The sequence below is a fragment of the Aquimonas sp. genome, from assembly GCF_044377145.1.
Taxonomy (GTDB): Bacteria; Pseudomonadota; Gammaproteobacteria; order Xanthomonadales; family Xanthomonadaceae; genus Aquimonas.
The window spans coordinates 74,975-93,298 of the sequence record NZ_JBILJQ010000008.1 but is presented as its reverse complement, the minus strand read 5'-3'; the positions used below and the strand labels follow the sequence as shown (position 1 = coordinate 93,298).

The 18,324-nt window shown below is 69.3% G+C and carries 13 protein-coding genes; all 13 read right to left on the bottom strand.

All coding sequences use genetic code 11. The features are described from left to right. Genes ACIQ7H_RS04540 through ACIQ7H_RS04480 form a run of 13 tightly spaced genes read right to left on the bottom strand, consistent with a single transcriptional unit; the run spans position 1 to position 18,323 of the window. Positions 1-1,065: a helix-hairpin-helix domain-containing protein gene (locus ACIQ7H_RS04540; RefSeq protein WP_395788831.1), complete on the bottom strand. Its 1,065-nt coding sequence runs from the start codon at positions 1,063-1,065 to the stop codon at positions 1-3. Between the two features lie 17 nt (positions 1,066-1,082). Next, positions 1,083-4,487 (bottom strand): DUF6519 domain-containing protein, encoded by a 3,405-nt coding sequence (locus tag ACIQ7H_RS04535; RefSeq protein WP_395788829.1) that lies wholly within the window; start codon positions 4,485-4,487, stop codon positions 1,083-1,085. Between the two features lie 18 nt (positions 4,488-4,505). Continuing rightward, entirely contained in the window at positions 4,506-6,779 is a 2,274-nt protein-coding gene (locus ACIQ7H_RS04530; protein WP_395788827.1) for a hypothetical protein, read from the bottom strand. A 1-nt stretch (position 6,780) separates the two neighbouring features. Beyond that, on the bottom strand, positions 6,781-9,093 hold the full coding sequence (locus ACIQ7H_RS04525; protein WP_395788825.1) for a hypothetical protein: 2,313 nt from the start codon (positions 9,091-9,093) through the stop codon (positions 6,781-6,783). Beyond that, positions 9,090-11,627, bottom strand: a complete 2,538-nt coding sequence (locus ACIQ7H_RS04520; RefSeq protein ID WP_395788823.1) for a hypothetical protein — start codon at positions 11,625-11,627, stop codon at positions 9,090-9,092. The genes ACIQ7H_RS04525 and ACIQ7H_RS04520 overlap by 4 nt, the downstream gene beginning before the upstream one ends. Then, a complete protein-coding gene (locus ACIQ7H_RS04515; RefSeq protein ID WP_395788821.1) occupies positions 11,627-12,004 on the bottom strand; it encodes a GPW/gp25 family protein in 378 nt (125 codons plus the stop codon). Before ACIQ7H_RS04515 ends, ACIQ7H_RS04520 begins: the two co-directional genes overlap by 1 nt. Before the next feature lie 7 nt (positions 12,005-12,011). Further along, on the bottom strand, positions 12,012-12,320 hold the full coding sequence (locus ACIQ7H_RS04510; protein WP_395788819.1) for a hypothetical protein: 309 nt from the start codon (positions 12,318-12,320) through the stop codon (positions 12,012-12,014). Between the two features lie 8 nt (positions 12,321-12,328). Continuing rightward, entirely contained in the window at positions 12,329-12,862 is a 534-nt protein-coding gene (locus ACIQ7H_RS04505) for a phage baseplate assembly protein V (RefSeq protein ID WP_395788817.1), read from the bottom strand. Beyond that, positions 12,859-14,001, bottom strand: coding sequence for a hypothetical protein (locus ACIQ7H_RS04500; RefSeq protein ID WP_395788815.1), 1,143 nt, complete (start codon positions 13,999-14,001; stop codon positions 12,859-12,861). Before ACIQ7H_RS04500 ends, ACIQ7H_RS04505 begins: the two co-directional genes overlap by 4 nt. A 3-nt stretch (positions 14,002-14,004) precedes the next feature. Next, positions 14,005-14,286: a hypothetical protein gene (locus tag ACIQ7H_RS04495; RefSeq protein ID WP_395788813.1), complete on the bottom strand. Its 282-nt coding sequence runs from the start codon at positions 14,284-14,286 to the stop codon at positions 14,005-14,007. Between the two features lie 14 nt (positions 14,287-14,300). After that, positions 14,301-14,999: a hypothetical protein gene (locus ACIQ7H_RS04490; RefSeq protein ID WP_395788811.1), complete on the bottom strand. Its 699-nt coding sequence runs from the start codon at positions 14,997-14,999 to the stop codon at positions 14,301-14,303. After that, the gene (locus ACIQ7H_RS04485; RefSeq protein ID WP_395788809.1) at positions 14,992-16,926 is read right to left on the bottom strand and encodes an ATP-binding protein; all 1,935 of its coding nucleotides are present in this window, start codon (positions 16,924-16,926) and stop codon (positions 14,992-14,994) included. The genes ACIQ7H_RS04490 and ACIQ7H_RS04485 overlap by 8 nt, the downstream gene beginning before the upstream one ends. Then, complete coding sequence (locus ACIQ7H_RS04480; protein ID WP_395788807.1) at positions 16,923-18,323, bottom strand: DUF4255 domain-containing protein; 1,401 nt, start codon at positions 18,321-18,323, stop codon at positions 16,923-16,925. Before ACIQ7H_RS04480 ends, ACIQ7H_RS04485 begins: the two co-directional genes overlap by 4 nt. Position 18,324: the final 1 nt, after the last annotated feature.

The window sequence follows — 18,324 nt, the reverse complement described above, 5'->3', positions numbered from 1 at the left end:
TCAGCCGTCGCGCCGGCCGCGCGGCCGTTCGTCTGTGTCGGTGTGAGTGTCGGTGTCGGCGTCGGCCGAGTCCTTCGGCTTGGCTTGACGCACCGCCGCGCCGGCCGCATCCGCACTGCCTCGGGGCTCGCTCGTCGCGGCGCGATGCTCGGCCAAGACGCGCTCGGCTTCAGCACGGGTCGGGCCGACATCGAAGCCCAGGATCTCGACCAGATGATCGGCATCGGCGCGCAGCAGGCTTTCGAGATCACCAATGCCGGCGGCGCGCAGACGCTCGGCGCGCTTGGGGCCGATGCCGCGCACATGTTCGAGCGGCGTCGACGTGCCGGCCGGTGCGGGTGCGGGCTGAGGCTCGGGCTTGCCTGGCTGATAAACGCTGTCATCGTCGGGTCGCGAAATGCGGTAGTCGCGATAGGCGCTGTTGCCGTCGAGCAGGAGCGGCAGAGGATCCTCATACAGCAGACGACCGCTGCGATCTCGCAGCAGCACCTGGGTCTGCATGCCGGATGGGTTCTTTGCCGCCGCGGTCGGGCTGGCGCCGGGCTGAGCGGATGTCTCATCGACAGGCTTGACCCGCTCCGCAGCGGGAAGCGGCGCTCTGAAATAGCCGTCATCGGCGGTGCTGGCCACGGCGATGAGCCGCTCACGCAGGGCGCGCGCTTCGATGCGTATGCCGGGCAAGGGCTGGCCCGAGGAATCGGTGACGAAACCATGGAAGGCCGGGCCTTTGGAGCCGACCTGCTCGATCAGCCGCCGCGCGCGGGCGCGGCCAGCGCTGGCCCGCTGCTCCAGTGCACTGAGTTCTTCCAGCGCAAGCGCGGCCTCCAGTACGCGCGGGTGCTTGTCGCCGTGGCGCTTCAGCAGTCGCCGGTGTTCGACCTGCTGCGATGACTGCAGCGCCTGCGGCAGCATCTCGAACACGGCCAGCAGGTCGAAACCGAGTGCGGGGCCGCGCTCCTGCAGTTCGCCCAGATGGCGGTCGAGGCGCGCGCGCCGCTCGGGTTGGACGCGCTCGGCGCCGCTGGGGTCGCGATAGCGCTTGCTGAAGTCATCGCTGTTGAACATGGGGTTCTCCTTCGGGCTCAGCCACGGATGTCATCGCGCCGACCGCATTCGTTCGGGCAGAACGCTTCGACCAGGCTCAGGTTGTTGTTGAACACACGCATGCCCGGCAGCAGGCTGGCGGCGGTCAGGCAATGGGTGGCCTGGTTGTCGGTGGTGGTATTCATCAGCCCGGCGCTGAGGCCGGAGAAGAAGGCGCGCATCCAGGTTTCGGACAGGCGGTTGTCGGCCACCCGCACGCTGCCGCCGATGACAGCGAGGTCGGTCAGAAAGAAGCGGTTCGTGCTTTCGATCTCGACCTGGTTGTTGGTAAAGCCGACGTCATCCAGGCTCGCTACCAGCACCGAACTCGCCGCAAACCCGAGCTCCCGCTCCTGCAAACACTGAGTGCTGATCTGGTTGCCGCTGAGCAGGGTCTTGCCGGTGACCCAGCGCGTGCTGAGTGATGGCTGCTGCTCGTTCTCGCTCTGCAGCAGGCCCAGCCATCTGGCGACTTCGCAGGGCGTGAACTGATCATTCAACTGTGGCGGTTTGCCCAGCAGGGTCAGCACCAGCACCCATAGCAACCCCAGCGTCCATTCGTTGCTGATGCCGAAGTTGGCAATCAGGGTGTTGGTGGCGATCAGGTCCAGCCCCTGGCCGGTGGTGGACTGGCTGAGCAGGCGGTTCTGCCCGACCGTGACCGGGCCGAGCGCAAACAGGGTGATGCAGCGCCCGAGCGGCACCACCACGCTGTTGTCGTTGAGGGTGACGCTGGCCAGGCCGGCGAAGGCACGCGCCTCGCGCCGCTTCATGTTGTTCCTACGCACCGGCAGCGCCAGCCAGATCCAGATGCCGCCGCGGTTGCCGACACTGGCCGCGCTATCGAGCTCATCGTTCAGGCGTGGACCGTTATCGAGAATGCGGTTGTCGCAGATCTGCAGGCCCTGCACGGCCACGGCGAAGATGCCGCAGATGGGGTCGAGATGGCCGCTGCCATTGCGCAGGATGTCATTGCCCAGCACCCGCAGATCACGCGCCACGGCGAGTGCGATGCCGCCGTAGCCGATCAAGCCCTGCATCGCCTGCGACGGACTGGCGATGGGCCGGCGCAGGCAGCGCTCGATGCGGTTGTGCAGGATATGCAGGCCGTGCACGGTGATCAGGATGGGTTGCTGCTGCAGCGCAAAGAAACGGACCACGCTGATGCCGTTGCCACCCATGTCCTCGATACGGTTGCCGCGGATCTCGATGTCGTAAAGATCGCCGGCCGAACGGATGCGTGTGCCTCCGTCGTCGTCTTCATCGTCGCTGCTTGAATCCAGCGGCCGACACGGGTCGCAGGGGTCGTCTGTGCCGGGCTGGTCGGGCTGCTCCTGTTCGCCGCCGTCTTCGCTGATGACCAACAGGCTGCCCAGGGTGATGCCGTTGCCGACGCCGCCACGGATCGCGTTGTCCACCAGCTCGACCCGCTCGCAGCCGCCGCCGAGCTGGATACCGCCTCGACTGGCGTGGGCCAGCACCGGCCTTGGCGCCGGTGACGCGCCATCGCAGGGACCATTCAATTCGGCATCGCCGAGGCTCACGCCATCGCTGCGCGGCAGCGTGTCGATCAGGTTGCGCGCGATCAGCAGATCCTCGCCGCGGGCGAAGATCGCCGCGTACTGGCTGGGCTCGTCGCGCATCTGGATCACGCAGTCGCGCAGCGCGATCCGGGACGATTCGACGATCTCCACCGCGCTGCGCGGGCCGGCCTCGATGCCCATGTGCTCGATCGCGATGTCCTGACAACCTTCGATCAGAAAGCCCGGCCGTGCGCCTGCATCATCGGCCCCGGCACGCAGGCGCGAACGGGCATCGCAGCCATGGACGCGGATGTCGCGACGGTCGCGGATGTGCACGCTTTCGTCGTAGTGGCCGGGCAGCACGCAGACCGTGCCGCCCTCGGCGGGCAGTGAGTCGATCGCATCCTGGATGCTGCTGACATCGCCATGGCTTTGGCGTTCGTCGCCGACCACCACCACGCAGCAGCCGGTGTTGCGACACAGCGAGCGGAAGCGATGCCGACAGTCGATCGGCGTGCCCGGCACCGGCCCGGTCCACGGCAGCAATGCCAGCGGTGCCAACAAGCGCCACGGGCCCACCGGCGGCATGCCGTCGAGCAGGGCCCATGGGGTGACTTCGGTCGGCGTATTCGGCCGCGCCGAGATGATCCAGTAGTCGCCCGGCAGCCCGGCGCCGCTGAAGTCGGCGGTCAGACCGGTGTCGCCCAGCGGCACTGGATTGAGCAGGTCGACCGGATGGTCGAATGCGCTGCCGGCGCCACCGCCGGTCCACACCCGCAGGAAGAAGTAGCGTTCGCTGCCTGCCGGGTCGCGCGGGTTCAGCGCAGTGGCCGCGCTCAGCCAGGTTTCCCAGTCCGCCGGCACCTCGGCATTCGGGCCGGGCGGCAGCTCGGCGGTGACCTCGATCGACTCGGTGGCTGGATCAAACCCCGACAGCACGCGCAGCAGCAGGCCGCTGGGTTCGGCCGCCTTCTCGGTGTTGTCGAGCGCGGCGCCCCAGGGCAGCAGCTCGACGGTCATTCCGGCCAAGGGCCAGCCGAATTCGTCGCGCGGTGGGGTCAGAAACTGCAGGCGTCGACGTTCACCGCCAGCGTTGTCCGTCACCTGCACCCGGTACAGCGGCGCTGCATTGTCGCGGCCCCAGACAAAGCGGCCGGGGCGAGTGATCTGGACGCGGAAGGTCTCGTTGCGTGCGCCCAGGAAACCGGCCTGCGCTGATGGCCTGCACAGATCCTGCAGCGGCTCCAACTGGGTGAAGCCGATCCGCAGCCGCGCTCCCGACACCAGCTCGCAGCGCTCCGCGTCGAGGCTGGCGCCGGGGAACTCACGGGCGATCAGATCAGCGAAGGCTTCGTCACAGCTGGCCGGCACATCCTCCAGCACCCGCACCCGCGGCAGCAGTCGGCGGCGCGCCCCACTGTCCGCGCCGCCCAGCGCACGCTCGAACAACTCGGCGTCTTCAGTCGCGGTGACGGTGATTTCTTCCGCCTGCAGCCAGACCAGATCCGTCCGCGATGCACCCGCGGCCGGCAGATTCGGGCCGGGGTTGGCGAGATCGAAGCTCAGCCAGTCGGGCTGGCTTCGGTACTGGATCTCGTCGGTCCCGCAGCGGGCACCGCCGAGGTAGAAGCTGCCGGCCTCGATGGTGAAATCCAGCGCGGGTGCGGTCGGCGGGCCGACCAGCGGATCGCGGATGCGGAAGCCGCGGTTGGGGCTGCCGCGTGCGCAGATGGTTTCGGCGATCGCCTGGCGCAGCATCAGGCTGGCCAAGTCGCCAGCCTCGGTTTCCTCGGCATCGATCGGCAGCCGGCCCTGCTGGCGCACCACGCCGGTGAACTTCTGCGCGGGGCGCAGTGAATGGCGGGAGATGTCGGCGGTCATTACAGACTCCTACGGGGCTCAGGTCTCGATCACGAGCTGGGCGATGGCATTGATGGGCATGAACTCGTCGAGCTTGTTGCGCAGGTCGGCGCGCTTGATCGGATCCAGGGCGCGGTTGAACACGCCGATCTCGCTGCCGCCGTCGCCGCCAGTGCGCAGTGATCCGGCCGCCTGCTCGCTGAGCTGGGCATAGCCCGGATCGCCGAAGCGTCGCGAGACGAAGGTTCCGGCAGGCAAGCTCGGGCTGAAGAAGTGGCTGCGGTACGGATGCGGCACCCGGCCGCCGCCGGCCGCGGCTGAAAAGCGGAAGCAGCCGGCCTGCCGGTCTTCCACCCGCACCCGGCCGTCGACCAGCAGCTGGCTGGCGTCGATGCGGCCGACCGTGATGTCGCCGAACACTGTGCTGTCATCGATCTGCAGACGCGCATTGCGCAGCAGGATGGCGGGCTGCGGCCCATTGCCTCGCACGATCACCTCACGCATGCGCACACAGTCGGTGGCGCAGGCATCCACCGCGTCGGGCGCTTCGACGATGCGCCCGGTCATCGCACTGCTGATTTCGATTTCGGCGATCGGATCACCGAACTCCAGAGTGACCGCCGGAATGACCTCGGCCGGCTGGCCCGGTGCTGCCGCGCGCTCGCCGCCGGGGTCGATGTTGAGGTCGCGCAGCACCACCCGGCGCCAGCTGCCCTCGATGCGCAGCACGCAATCGCCGGCCGCCGCGCCGAGCACGCCCAGCCACAGCCCATCGATGACCAGTTCCAGATCGGGCGCGATCGCGCGCAGGCGGATGGTCTGGCCTGCGGCGGCCGCCAGCACCACGTAGGGGCGCTGACGCTCGGCGGCGCGCAGCAGCAGATCACCGTCGACGCGCAGGATGCCGTTGGCCGGCAGCAATGGCCGCACGGTGCGGCTGTCCATGAAGCGCAGTTCGCCCGACAGCGGCTGGGTGAAGTCGGGCTGGTCGACGCTGAGCGCGGTGAAGCCAGCGCCGGGATAGCTGCCGCCGCGGGCGTGCCCACCGGCGCCGACCGGCATGAAGCAGCCGTAGTAGATGCCCTGCACTTGCAGATCGAGATCTGCTGGCGGTGGCGCCATCAGCCGCACTCGCCCGCGCCGCGGATCAACCACGCCCCGCACCCAGCCCGGCACCGCGTGGTCAAGGCCCCATTCGGCAAGGTTCGCGCCATACAGCTCGGTCGGCCCGAGTGGCGTTGCGTCGAGATCCGCGCCGACCGCCAGCGACACCGACATCGCGCTGGCGTCACCACCGGGCAGCAGATTGAAACGTGGCGTAGCGGTCTCCATCGCCGCGCCGATCAGGGCCGCGGCCTGGGCGTCGCTCAGCACGGCGGGCGCCAGCGCTGCATTGGCGGCCTCCAGCAGGCCGGACTCATGCGCAAAGCGGCGGCCGTAGATCGGCGCCAGCGCGGTCGCCAAACCTGCGGGCGCATGCGCGCGCAGGGGCCGAAAGCCTGCGGCATTCAGCCGATGGCAGCTCAGCGGGGCGCGCATCTGCCATTCGCAGGCCGGGTGGCAGTCGGCGTTGACACGGCCGCCGATCTGGAACATCGGCACGTCGCGGCCCGAAGGATCGAGCGTGTAGAGCTGCGGCGCGATCTGTACTGGCGTGACCCCGCGCAGCGCGAAGGCGTACTGGCGGAACAGATGCAGGTTGAGCCGCGCCACACCGTAGCGGCCCAGCTGGCCGCGGTGCTGGCGCATGTCCGGGAAGTGCGAGAACTCGTCGTGTGGTCCATCCAGAAGTTCGGCCACGCGGACGCTGCGCAGGTCGACATAGCCCCACTGCGGCGACGCCGTGATCGGCCCGGGCAGTGGACCTGCATCAAGCAGATGCCAGTAGCGTGGCAGACGCTTGAAGGCCTCGGCGGCGACTGCATCGAAATCGGCGATGTCATCGGCCAGCAGCTCGGCCAGCCGCAGCGTGCCCTGACGCCGCCGATACAGCAGCGTACGACCGAGGTTCGCGCGTTGACCCGCGCGGTTGCGGGCGTGCACCGGGCGCGCGCCGAGCAGGGCGCCGAGGTAAGGGATCGCCCAATCGTCGGCTTCGTCGGCGCGGGTGTCGGCCGACAGGCGATCAATCGATCGCCGCGCCACCGCCGCTTGCCGCGCCAGCACTTCGACCAGCGCGCGCAGTTGGTCGGGGCGTGCGGCAAGGCCGTCCTCATTGCGATGCAGTTCGGGGATCAGCGCCCACAGCTTCTCGGTGTAGTGGCGCTCGAAGCCGTCATCGGCGGGGGTGGGCGGGGGCAGGCTGCTGTGCATGTCAGTTCACCGAGGTGCCGGCGGCGAGGTCGAACCAGCGGCCCTGGCCGGGCGCGAGCGCCTGCGGCATCGGCAGGCCGTCGAACAGGATCGCGTTGACGCCAGCGACTCCAGCGACCTGATGCAGGGCATGGCTGAGCGCGCTGCGGAACAGGGCGGCGCCGATGCGCTGGTGCCTGGGCGACAGCAGCGCCTGTGGCGCATCGAACAAGGCGGTGCGGGCGCGCAGGCGAACGTCGGTGGGCTCGAAACGGGCGTCGATCTGCAGCGCGATCGACAGGCTGCTGACCGCGGCGGGCTGGGCGCGCTCGACCGCGATCTGCAGGTCCGGCACCGCGCGTGCCGACAGCCAGCCGCGCAAGCCTGCGCTGGGATCTCCGCCATCCGTAATCACCCATAACTTTACGCAGGCGCGTTGGCGGCGTTCGTCCCAGGCCCAGGCCGCACTGGCGTTGAGCACGCCGGCATAGCCGCGGGCGAGGGCCTCAAAATCGGCCAGCGACACTGCGCGGCCCAAGGTGAGCGCAGACGCGGTTGCACTGCTGCGCAGCTCGTCGGCGTGTTCGGCATCGGCGCCGCCGGAGGCCGCCAGCGGTGCGCGTACCGAGCCCAGGCCGCGTACCGGCACCGCGATCTGGTTGATCGAGCCCGGCGGCGGTTTGGCTGCACCCGCGCCGAAGCGATAGTCCGCACGCACGTTGTCGACCCCGGTGCCGGGCAGGGCGCCGCGACCGAAACCGAACTCGACCCAGCTGTTGCCATCAGCGTCCTGGCGCAGGGTGAACACGCGCTCCTGCGGCGTGTGCCCATACAGGCTTTCGACGTAGCTCCAGGCCTGGCCATCCACGCGAACGGTGAGCTCAGGGCGGCGGCCATTCGCTCGGCTGGCGTCCTCGACCCAGGTCAGCGGCTTCTTCTTCAGCTTGAAGCTGAGCTGGCTGCGGCTGGCATCGCCTGCGCCGAGGATCTCATCGCGTACGCTCTCGCCGCGCACGGCTTCGACCACATTGCCGAACACCTGCACCGGAGTGCTCAGGGCCTGCGCAAATGCGAGGCTCGATGCATCGGGATGCAGCTCGGCGGCGCCCGTGCCCAGCGGCAGTGTCTGCGCATGCAGCAGCGCACCCTGCTGCTGCGCGCCGACCACAATCGCCATACCGCTGGCAGGCGCTGCGCCCAGCGCTGTGATCGGCGCCTTCAGCGCGGCACGCGGCTGCAGATCGTTCAACAGCAGTGTTGTCTTGGCCGGGCGCGTCGGTGCGCCCATCTCAAGCGGGGCGACATGGACCAGGCTGTGGCTGCCGAGGCTGAGCGGTGGATCGAAGCTGAGCACGGTGGCCGGCACCTGCGCGGTCGCGCTCTCGCCGCCGGCGGTGCCGGTGGTGAGTGTGATGCTGCCGTGGCTGACCGCCTGCAGTTGCACCGCGTGCAGGCCGGAGCTGAGTTCCAGCGCGGCCCAGGTGCCTGCGCGCAGCTGCGGGTACAGGCCATCCAGGGTCATGCTGCCCGCGGCGGCACCGCTGGCGGTGCCCAGCGCACTGCTCGCCAGCGGCAGCCGCAGGATTGCGACTTGCAGGATGCTCAAGGGCTGGCCGATCAGGGCGGTGAGCGACTGGCTGCTGGCGTCGAGCACGGCGCGCTGATAGGTCTCGCCGTCGTCGGCAGTTTCGGCCTCCATCGCCAGCACCCTCACCGCCGCGGCCTGGCTTGCAGTGCGGAGCAGCAGCACCGCGCCGGCATTGGGCGCGCGCCGCGGCAGGAAGCGCAGTACGCCGTCGAAGCGATCCTCGCGCACCGGCGCGAGCCGCCAGCGGTTGCGCTGCGGCCAGAGGGTGTGCGCCTGCACCAGTTCGAACACCTGCGGCGGCTCGCCCGCGAAAGGGCCTGAGCGGAACGCGGTGCCGGCCGGCAGGGTGACCGGGTCGTGGCCATCCGCTTCGACTGCCAGCTGCACCCGCGCGGCCATGGCTGGACGTGGCCGGTGGCCGATCAGGCCGATCAGGCGCTGTGCGCTCAGGGCATCCGGCGCCGTCGACAGATAGCTGCGCTCGGCGCTGCGCGCGTCGTAGAACCCTGTCACATCCAGCACGTAGGACCAGGCCTCGACCAGCATCAGGCCCAGATCGGCGGCGCTGCGTGCTCGCCAGTCCTGCAGCGGCGGCAGCAGCGGAAGCGTTGCCAGCATCGCCGCGCGGTACTCCGGAAAGCCCGCCGCCTGGCGCAGGCGCAGCTCGCCCAAGTCGGCTGGAATCAAGGGCGGCGGCGGGTCTCCGGGCTGCGGACAGCCGCAGCTGAAGTCATGTGCGCAGCTCATGCGGCACCTCCGTGCGCATTGACGCGCAGCGAACCGCGCCCGGGCTGACGTGGGTCGTTCTGCAGGCGGACGATCTGCCAGGGCTCGACCTGCAGCTCGGGCAGATCAAACGTGTGCCAGTCACGGCGCCTGCGTACACGCAGGCGGATCGCCTCGACGCCCTTCACCCCGGGTACGGCCTGCACCGCGGCCTCGATCGCCGAACGCCTCAGCGTCTGGCCAAAGGTGAAATTGTCGGGATGGAACAAACCCGGCGGCGCCAGTGCGCGCAGCACGCGTGGGCTGACTTCGCCGGGGTAGGCATCGCCACGCACGCATACATCGACTTCGAGATCGATATCGAGGTAGTCCGGTTGCAGCACGCGGGCGTCACGGGTGACTTGGCGAATGCAGTCCAGGCTGTTCTGCAGCTCGGCGATCTGCGCATCGCTCAGCGCTATGCCGGCCAGCGGGTCTGCGGCGACGAAGTCGGTTGCCCAGCTGCCGGTCCAGCGGGTACTGGCGTGTGCGCGCTGAACCCAGGGCAGGCGTTGGATGATCTGGCTGTAGTCTTCCGGCCGAACCGCGCGCAGCGGCAGGGCGCGGAAGGCCTCCGGTGCATCGATGCGCACGCTGTCGGCAGATTCCTCATTGCGGCCGCTGTCGATCGGCAGCGGATTGCTCACTGCAATGACATTCGCGAGCGTCGTCGCGCTGCCGGCCGCAGTGAGATGGACCACGCTGTCGGGCGGCAGGTTGGCGCGGCTGCCGGGTGCGGTGGTGAAGCGCGCCTGCAGAATCTGGGCGTCATCCGGACCGCGTCCGAATCCGGCGGCGCCGAAGCGCAGGGTCCAGCCACGGTCGCTGGCGTAGTCTTGGAACCGCACATCCTCGAGCGGCGTCTGGTGGGTCCACACCTCGCGCCACATGCCTTCTTCCAGCGTGTACGCCGCGCTGTCGAAGTCCGCGCCCAGCAGATCACGGAAGAACGTCCACGCGGTGGCGCCGGGCACCGGCAGGTGCGGTGCTGGCGTGACTTCGGTCAGCGTCAGCAGCGGCACATCGCCGCTCAGGCTGCCCAGGCCCAACGGGTGACGCTGGCCACTCCAGCCCAGGCCCAGGGTTTCGGTCGCGCGCAGGCCGTAGCGCACGATGCGTTCGCGGCCGCCGCGCTCGGGGTCGAACGGGCCTTCGCGTTCGACCGCACGGGGCAAGGCCAGCAGCGCACGCCGCGCGGCTTCATCGGCCGGCGCGTGCTGGGCGAGCAAGGCCTCATCGCTGCCGATCCGGAAGGTCTCGATCACGGTTTCGCCGGCCCGTGCCTGGGCGATGTTGAGCAGGAGTTCGGTCTCGGCCAGTGGCAGCGGCCAAGGCGTCGGCTCGCGCCAGCGGATGCGGGTTATCGGCGTCGGCACGCCGGGTATCGGCGCCAGCGTGTCGACCATCAGCTCGACCTCGACCAAGTTGATCTCGAAGGCTCGCGCGGGCTGGGCGGGGTCGGCTGGACGGCTGCGCAGAATGCCGCGCCTGCCGTGCCAGAACTCGATCGGCGTCAGCGGCGTGCCTGGCGGTAGTTGGCCCAATGTAGGGCCCGCGCTGACAAGCCAGGCCTCGGTGGCGCCGCGGGGCAGACATTCGACGTCGCGGTCCGGCTGATGCAGCGGCAGGCTGTTCCAGGCCGGATGCGTCCACAGCGCCTCGATCAACGAGAACGGCAACGCTGGCTCGCCCTCAGGCAAGGCCCAGGCGCGGGCGTCGACGGCTTGTTCTGCGGCAGCACTGACCCACAGCGCCAGCGCCGTTTCGGCGGCGTGGCCCGGGTCCGGCGTGTAGTCGACCAGACGCGTCAGCGCCGAGCGGCTGCGGCGCTGGGTGGCGGTGGCGAGTGCGGTCTCGCGCACGATCCGATCCTGCGCATAGGCGAACTCGTCGCCCAGGGCCGCCATGATCTCGAACAGCATCACAGCCTGATCGGCCTCCAGTGCCTCCGACCAGCCGGGATAGCGGGCGGCAGCGAAGTCCAGCAGGGCACGGCGCAGCGACCAGAAATCGCGGGCCAGATAGTCGATCTCCACATCCGGGCTGGGCTCGGGTTCGTCGGCGCAGGGGCTGCGGCAGTCGAAGTCCGAAGGGCAGCCCTGCTTGAAGCTGAACTCGACGCCGTTGAAGAACGGATCGACCCGCGCGTCATCGATGAACAGCCGATACAGGCCGAAGTCGCCGGGTGCCGGCACCCTCACCTCCAGCGCCAGACGCAAGCCGGCCGGCGCGGCGACCCTGCGCCAGCGCACGCTGTCGATGGCGATCTCAAGCCCGCTGTCGATGGCGACGATGCGTACGCCGATGCCCGGCGCCAGTACAGCCGCGCCAACATCCGCGGGCGGCAGCGGGTCGGGCACCGCGGCGGCGGCGATCATCGGTGCGTCCAGCGCCGAGGGCTCGACCACGAAGAACACCCGCAGCTGGGTCTGCACCAGCGGCTGGACCACCTGGATGAAGTCGATCCCGGTCAGCAGGGTCTGCTCGCACAGCACGGTCTTGCGGTCGATGGCCATCAGAACGCGACCTCTTCGTTCAGGGTGCGAACTTCACCGCGCTGGATCAACAGGTAGCGCACCTCGATCAGCAGCGACTCCTCGCGCGCCAGCACATGCACTGCTTCCACCTTGATGACGGTCGGCAGCCAGCGCGTCAGTGCCTGATAGACGAAGGTCTGCGCCAGCGAGGCGACTGCCGGCGAGTTCGGCGCGAATACCATGCGGCGTACGCCAGCGCCGAAGTCGGGCCGGTTGATGCGCTCACCCGGCGCGGTCAACAGCACCTGGCGGATCAGCTGGCGGGCGTAGGCCTCGTAGTCCTGGGTCTCGGCCGCACGGCCACCGCCGCGGTCGATCGCGAACGGGAAACTGAGCGCATGCAGGGTGTCGTTCATGGCCGCCTCATAGCGCTTTGATCCGCGCATCGCCTTGGGCGACGCTCATCGGCCCGGGCGGCAGCACGCCGGGCGTGCCGACGCAGAGGCCGACCGCGGCCTGGTTGACCACGGCCACGCCGTTCACCTGCACGCGGCTGGCGCCGAGGATCCAGCTGCCGGAAACCGCCGGCCCGGCGAACTGCATGACATCGGTGACCAGCCCGAGCGCACCGGTCGCCGCCAGCACGCGGGTGTTGCTGCACACCCGCGCCGCAGCGGGGCTGCCATCGTTGCCGAGCACACCGGCGGGAAGCACTGAGACGGGCGTGGTCATGGTTTTCCTCACACCACCTTGAAGGCGCCGTTCTGCGCTTCGAAGCCGCCGGCGCTGAGCCCGCTGGCGCCACCGTTGGCGGACTGGTTGATTGCCGGTGCCTCCAGCTTGATTTCGCTACCGCTAAGAACAAGCTTTGTGCCCGCTCTGGTCTCGATCTCGACCACGCCGTCGTGGCTGATCCGCAGCGTGGCGCCGGGCGTGCGCAGCACCGCGGTCTGCGGATCGGCATCGGCGGGCAGCTCGCCCTCGGCCCAGAAGCAGCCGGCCCAGATCGGGTGGCTGCGGTCGCCGGCCTCGAACTCCACCCACACGCTGGCGCCGACCGGCGGCAGCATCAGCAGGCCGACATCAGGCCCGGCATAGGCCACGCAGGGCAGGGCCCACAGCGTCTTCTGGCCGAGCACGGCCGGCACCTTGACCTCGATCCGGCCCTGCTTGAGCGGGTCGTCATTGGCCGTGACCAAGCCGCGATACTTGCCCAGATGGCGACCTTCGAGCTCCTCGAACACGCGTTCGATATCGGCGATGGCGGCGTTCATGCGGAGGCTCCCAGGCCGTTGGCACGCAGGGTGAAATCGATCAGGTGATCGGCCGCATTGACCACATGCACGGCCTTCATCACCTGGTAGGCGCCGGACAGCCGCGGGCCGGCGTGGCTGACCTCGACGATCTGGTGCGGCAGGATCACGAACTGCGCCTGCTCCAGCGAGGTCGAGGCTTCGACCTGGACGAACCAGCTCTGCTCGAACACCAGTGCGTCCTGGGCCAGAAAGGCCTCGTCGGGCGTCACCGTCGGCGGCGCGATCGCCTCGCGCTTGACGCCTTCGATCTCCAGCGGGCGTTCGCCATCCACCGGTGCCGCATCGCTGACGATCTGCTCGACGATCTCGCTGGCGCCGCGGTCGTTCATCGCGAAGCCGCGCGCTGCCGTAGGCTTCTCGAAATCGATCTTCGCTTCGAAGCGGTTGACGCTCGGGCACTCGCGTGGCGGCGGATTGACCCGCAGAAGCCGGTCCGGCGGTGCCGCCAGCGTCGGCAGCTGCGGCACATCGCCGGGCTGGGCGCGGGTGGGTGAGGTGCGCAGATTGGCGGTCTCAGTCAGGCTGATCGCGTCGCTGCCGGGGCTGCGCTCGGCGGCATAGCTCAGCCAGAATTCCATATTGTTCTTGCGCGCAATATCTTCGAGAAAGGCGAGATCCGTGCCGCGCTGGCTGAGCTGGCTGCGCTGCGCGTCGTGCTCGATCAGGGTGTCCTGGGTCTCGGGACTGAAGCCGTAGGCGGCGAGGATTGAGTGCGCCGCTGCCGAGGCCTTGCCGGTGTAGGTGGCCTGCACGCCGAGCCGGCCCATCTCGACCCGACGGTCCTCGCCGCGGATCTCGACCCACGAGCCCGCACCGCCGAGCACGGCGGCCGATTTGATGTCGGTGACCGGGCCATAGACCAGGCACTCCAGCGCGCCGTCCTGCTCGACGAAGATGCCGATCAGTCGCTTGGGCTGCAGCTCCGGCACGTTCTCCATGTGCGAGCCGCCGTCGCAGAGGTCGTCCTCGAAGCGCAGCGCGAAGCGCGTCGGCTTGGACAGCTCCAGCTCGACCCGGGCTTCCACCAGCCACTGGCTGACCGTCTCAGGCAGGGCCACGCGCGTGTCGCCAGAGGTCAGGATCAGCCCGAAGCCCATGCTCTAACTCCGCGTCGGAATGCGCACCAGCGGCGCGTCCAGCGCTGCCTCGGTGCTGAAAGCGTCTTCGAGCTCGGCGATCCGCCAGAAGCCCGCGGGGTCGCCCAAGTAGTGCGCGGCGAGATGGTCCAGACGCTGGCCCTGGCGCAGCCGATGCCGGCCCAGCTCGGTCTGTGCCGGCAGCTCCGCGGGGCTGACCGCCGCGACCACCCGGCCACGCCGGTCGATGGCGGTCACGCGTTTGGCGTAGCGGGCGTAGCGGCTTTTCGGATCGAACACGGACATGGTCGGTTCCTGCTCTAGAACGGCAGCATCGAACGCGCGGCCTTCAGCGCGTTGGCGAAATTGGCGATGGCGAGTGCGTTCTCGCCGAGGCGGGTGAAGTCATAGGCGGCGATCGCCAGCTCGGTCGCGGCGGTGGCCTTGCACTTGAAGACCTCGGGCGTCAGCACGCGCAGCTCCATCTGCACCTGCGCCATATGCGGAAACAGGGCGGGCGTGAACTCCTTGATCTCGATCGACAGCGTGGTCACCCGCACCGGCACGATCAGCCCCGGCCCCATCACCAGCAGGCAGATCGGCACCGAGGGCCGCGCAGCCTGCTTTTGCACGCCACCTGCCAGCGCCTGCGCGCTGCCGATCAGGTCGCCGATCAGGCCCTGCGAGGGCGCGGTGAGTTTCTGGATCGCGGCGATGCGCGAGGCCACGCCGGTGGCGATGGCGATCGGGTCGCCGTCCTCCAGGTCATCGGTGGCGTCCAGCTCCAGGCTGAGCTTGTAGGTTTCCTCCGGGTCGTAGGGCTGCACCATCGGCGACTGCGTGCCGCGCTTGGCCTGATCGACCTCGAACGGATTCCACGGCTTGAGCTCGCGGGTCATGCTGGCCGGGTTGTACTGGAACGGCACGATATTCGGCACCACGATGCCCAGCTCCTCGATGAGCTGGATGATCGCCCCGCGCAGCACCGGCGGGCTGATCGGATTGCCGGTCTCAGCCATGTGCGCCGCTCCCACGGTGGCGCGTCGCTCGCGCCTGCGGCGGCGCTGAGCGACCTTCCTTGGTCAGTTCGAGCGCGGCGGCCTGCAGCAGATCGTCCGTGTCCACGGAGTTGCTGCGCTCACGCGCCGAGTAGGCAGCGCTCAAGGCCGCGCTCTTGATCTGAGCGGGCGACAGCTCGTGGCTTGTGGCCAGCGCCTGCAGGCAGGGCTGCAGCGGCGCCAGCTCCGCGCCAAGCGCGCCCAGCATGGTCTGCCACAGGCGCAGCCGCTGCTCCGGCCCGGGCCGCGGAAACTCCAGCACGTGGCGCAGCCGACGGATGAAGGCCGGGTCGATGTTGGCGCGTCGGTTGGTCGACAGAATCACCAGCCCGTCGTGGCCCTCCATCAGTTGCAGCAGATGGTTGGTGTCGGCATTGGCGTGGCGGTCGTTCGAGTCCTTCACTTCCGTTCTGCGCGCGAACAAGGCGTCGGCTTCTTCGAAGATCAGCGCCGCACCGGCGGCGCGCGCGCGGGCGAAGGCGTTGGACAGGTTCTTGGCGGTTTCGCCGATGAATTTGCTGGTGGTGCTGGCGATATCGATCACCAGCAGATTGATGCCCAGCTCGCGCGCGATGACCTGGGCGGCCATCGACTTGCCCACCCCGGGCGGGCCACTGAACAGCGCCGACAGCCCCGCGGCGCCTTCGAACAAGCGGGCGGTTTCAGCGCAGGCCAACAGGCTCGGCCGGGTGCGCACCTCGAACGCGATCCGCCGCAGCTGCGCGGCCAGATCGGGCGCCAGCACCAGATCGTCCCAGTCGAACTGCGGGTCGACCACCCGGCCGACGCCGTGCATGCGTGCGCGGGCACGGGCGCGCAGGTGCGCCGCTGCCTCGGCCGCGCTACGCGGTGCCGAAGCAGCGGCCTCTTCCAGATCCGCCAGCGACAGGCCCGGCGTGGCGGCGATGCGCAATGCGGCATCGGCCAGCTGCGGCGCCAACTGGCTGAGGATGGCCGCCTTGGCCGCCACGCCGGGTTCGGGCAGGGCGACCACGATGTCGGCGCAGCCTGCATGGGCGGGCGGCGCTTCGGATTCACCCACACAGACGAACTGCAGCGGCGCCATCGGTAGCTTGTGCGGCCACGCCGGCGCGCCTTCGCGCCAGATCAGGGCCACGTCGGCGTACAGGGCGAAGCGCTGCGCGCGCATGTAGGCATCCGGCCAGTCGTTGCCGATCAGTGCGCTGGGGTCGATCAGCAGGGCCTCGCGGCCAAGTGCAGCTGCGACTGCGCAGGCAAAGCTGCTGCGGCCCGCGCCACTGCGGGCTTCGATCACCACGCGGACTTCTGCGCCCTGACGCAGGGCGTGCTCAACGCGCTCGGCGATCGCCCGCACCGGCCACTCCGGTGCCACCGGACGCGTCGGTGCGCGCTCCGCCGCCAGCACCAGGGCGGCGTCCAGCGACAGGCTGCCGAACAGCCAATCGACGATGCGCGGGTCGGCTTCGAAGCCCGGGGCTTCACCCGGCATACGGCGGATCGGCGTCAGCAGGCCCCACATCGACAGCGGGCTGGTCGGGCGCCAGATCGGCCGCGACGGATGCCCGCACAGGCGGATCACCGTCTGCTCGGTCGGCAGCCAGCGCGCGTCCATCTGCTGCACCTGGGCGAGCAAGGCTCCCAGGCTCGGATCGACTGCCGCACCGATCGCAAACTGCAGCAGGTCGGCCTCGGCAGGGCTTAGCGCGAACAGCTGCAGCAGCCGCTGCCAAGCGCGGCCTTCGGCGCCCGCCAGCCGTTGAGCGTTGCCGCGCGTGCTGCCGTCGGCGAGCGCGTCGGTGGCCTTGGCGTCTGCGGCAGACAGCAGCGCGTGTACGCGCTGGGCGATCAGCTCGGCGGCGCTGCGCCTTGCCGCGATCTCAGTGGGTGTTTGCAGTTGTGCGTTCATGGGCTCAACACCCAGAACGGCTGTGACTCGGCGCCATTGATGATCAAGCGCAGCGGGCGGCTGCCGCTCAAGCTGGGGTCGAACAAGGGATGCAGTTCGATCCGCCCGGGCTGACGCACGAACAGGCCGCGGTCCTGTGCAGGCGCGCCGCTGAAGGCCGGCGCATCGTCGTACAGCACCCCATCGAGGGCGAGCTGCACCTCCAGCCCGGCTGCAGTGAGATCGAACACATTGATCACATGCACAACGATGCGTCCGAACGCATTCGCGGGGTCGTGGCTGGCGATGCGGGCACCGACCGAGATCGCGATCTGATTGCTCTCGGCGCGGCTGATCCGCGGCACGCCGCTGGGGGTTTCACGACGGCGACGGGTTTCAATCGAGACCGCGTAGATCCCTGGAGTGACCTCGATCGCGATCGGGCCGCCGCCGTCGTCGACAATGATCTGGCCCTGCAGATCGAACTGACCGGCGCGTTCGTTCAACTGCACGTTCCAGGCTGGATTAAGCGCGGCATCCACGGCCACCACATCGCGCGGCGGCGTCAGCTGTCGCCAGCTCGGCGTGCGCAGCAGCACCCGCGCGCTGCCGGCAATGCCATCACCCGCCAGGGCGCTGCCCTGCAGCTGCACGCGGTTCACCGGCGGGATCGCGCCTGGTTGCAGGGTGGCGCGTGCGGGAGCCGTGTCCAGCGTCTGCGGGCCAAAGCCGCTGCCGGGAGGCGGGGTGAAGTGGCTGAGTGCAGCAGCACGGCGCAGCGAGGGCGCCTGACCGACCGACAGGAACACCCCAAGATCGAACACGGTGCCGCTGGCGCCGGTCGGCAGCTCGGGCTCCAGGAAGATGGTGCGGACTTCGAAGTAGGCCGACAGCCGCGTGGTGGAGTTCTGCTCGGCCGACCAGAACGCCATCGATTCCTCGGCAGTCAGGGGCCGCTGCGAGATCTCGATGCGGTTGTTGCCGCCGATCAAGCCCGGTGCCATCACGATCTGCGGCGGGCCGCCATCGGGTGAGATCGCGAGGGTGTCGTCGATCCAGCTGTGGTCGTGCAGGGTCTTGAGCGCCAGCCCGAAGTTGCGCTGCTGCACTTCCGCATCGAACACATCGTTGATCTCGTGGTGGGCGGTGAGGATGTAGTACAGCGACAGCGCCAAGGGCTGGCGCGAGACCGGCGCACCGCCGCGCCCGGGCGTCGGCACATTGCGGTGATGGGCGTCTTCCAGCAGGTGATAGAGGTGCAGATTGAGCGTGTTGGTAGCGGCGCCGACCCGCTCCGGCGGCATCGAGGTGACATCGAGCGTGGTCGGCAGCGATTGCCGCAGCAGCAGGGCGCGCACGTTCAGATCCAGCAGCCGGCGCAGGCTCGCGGTCACCAGATAGAGGTTGGCGGTGCTCATG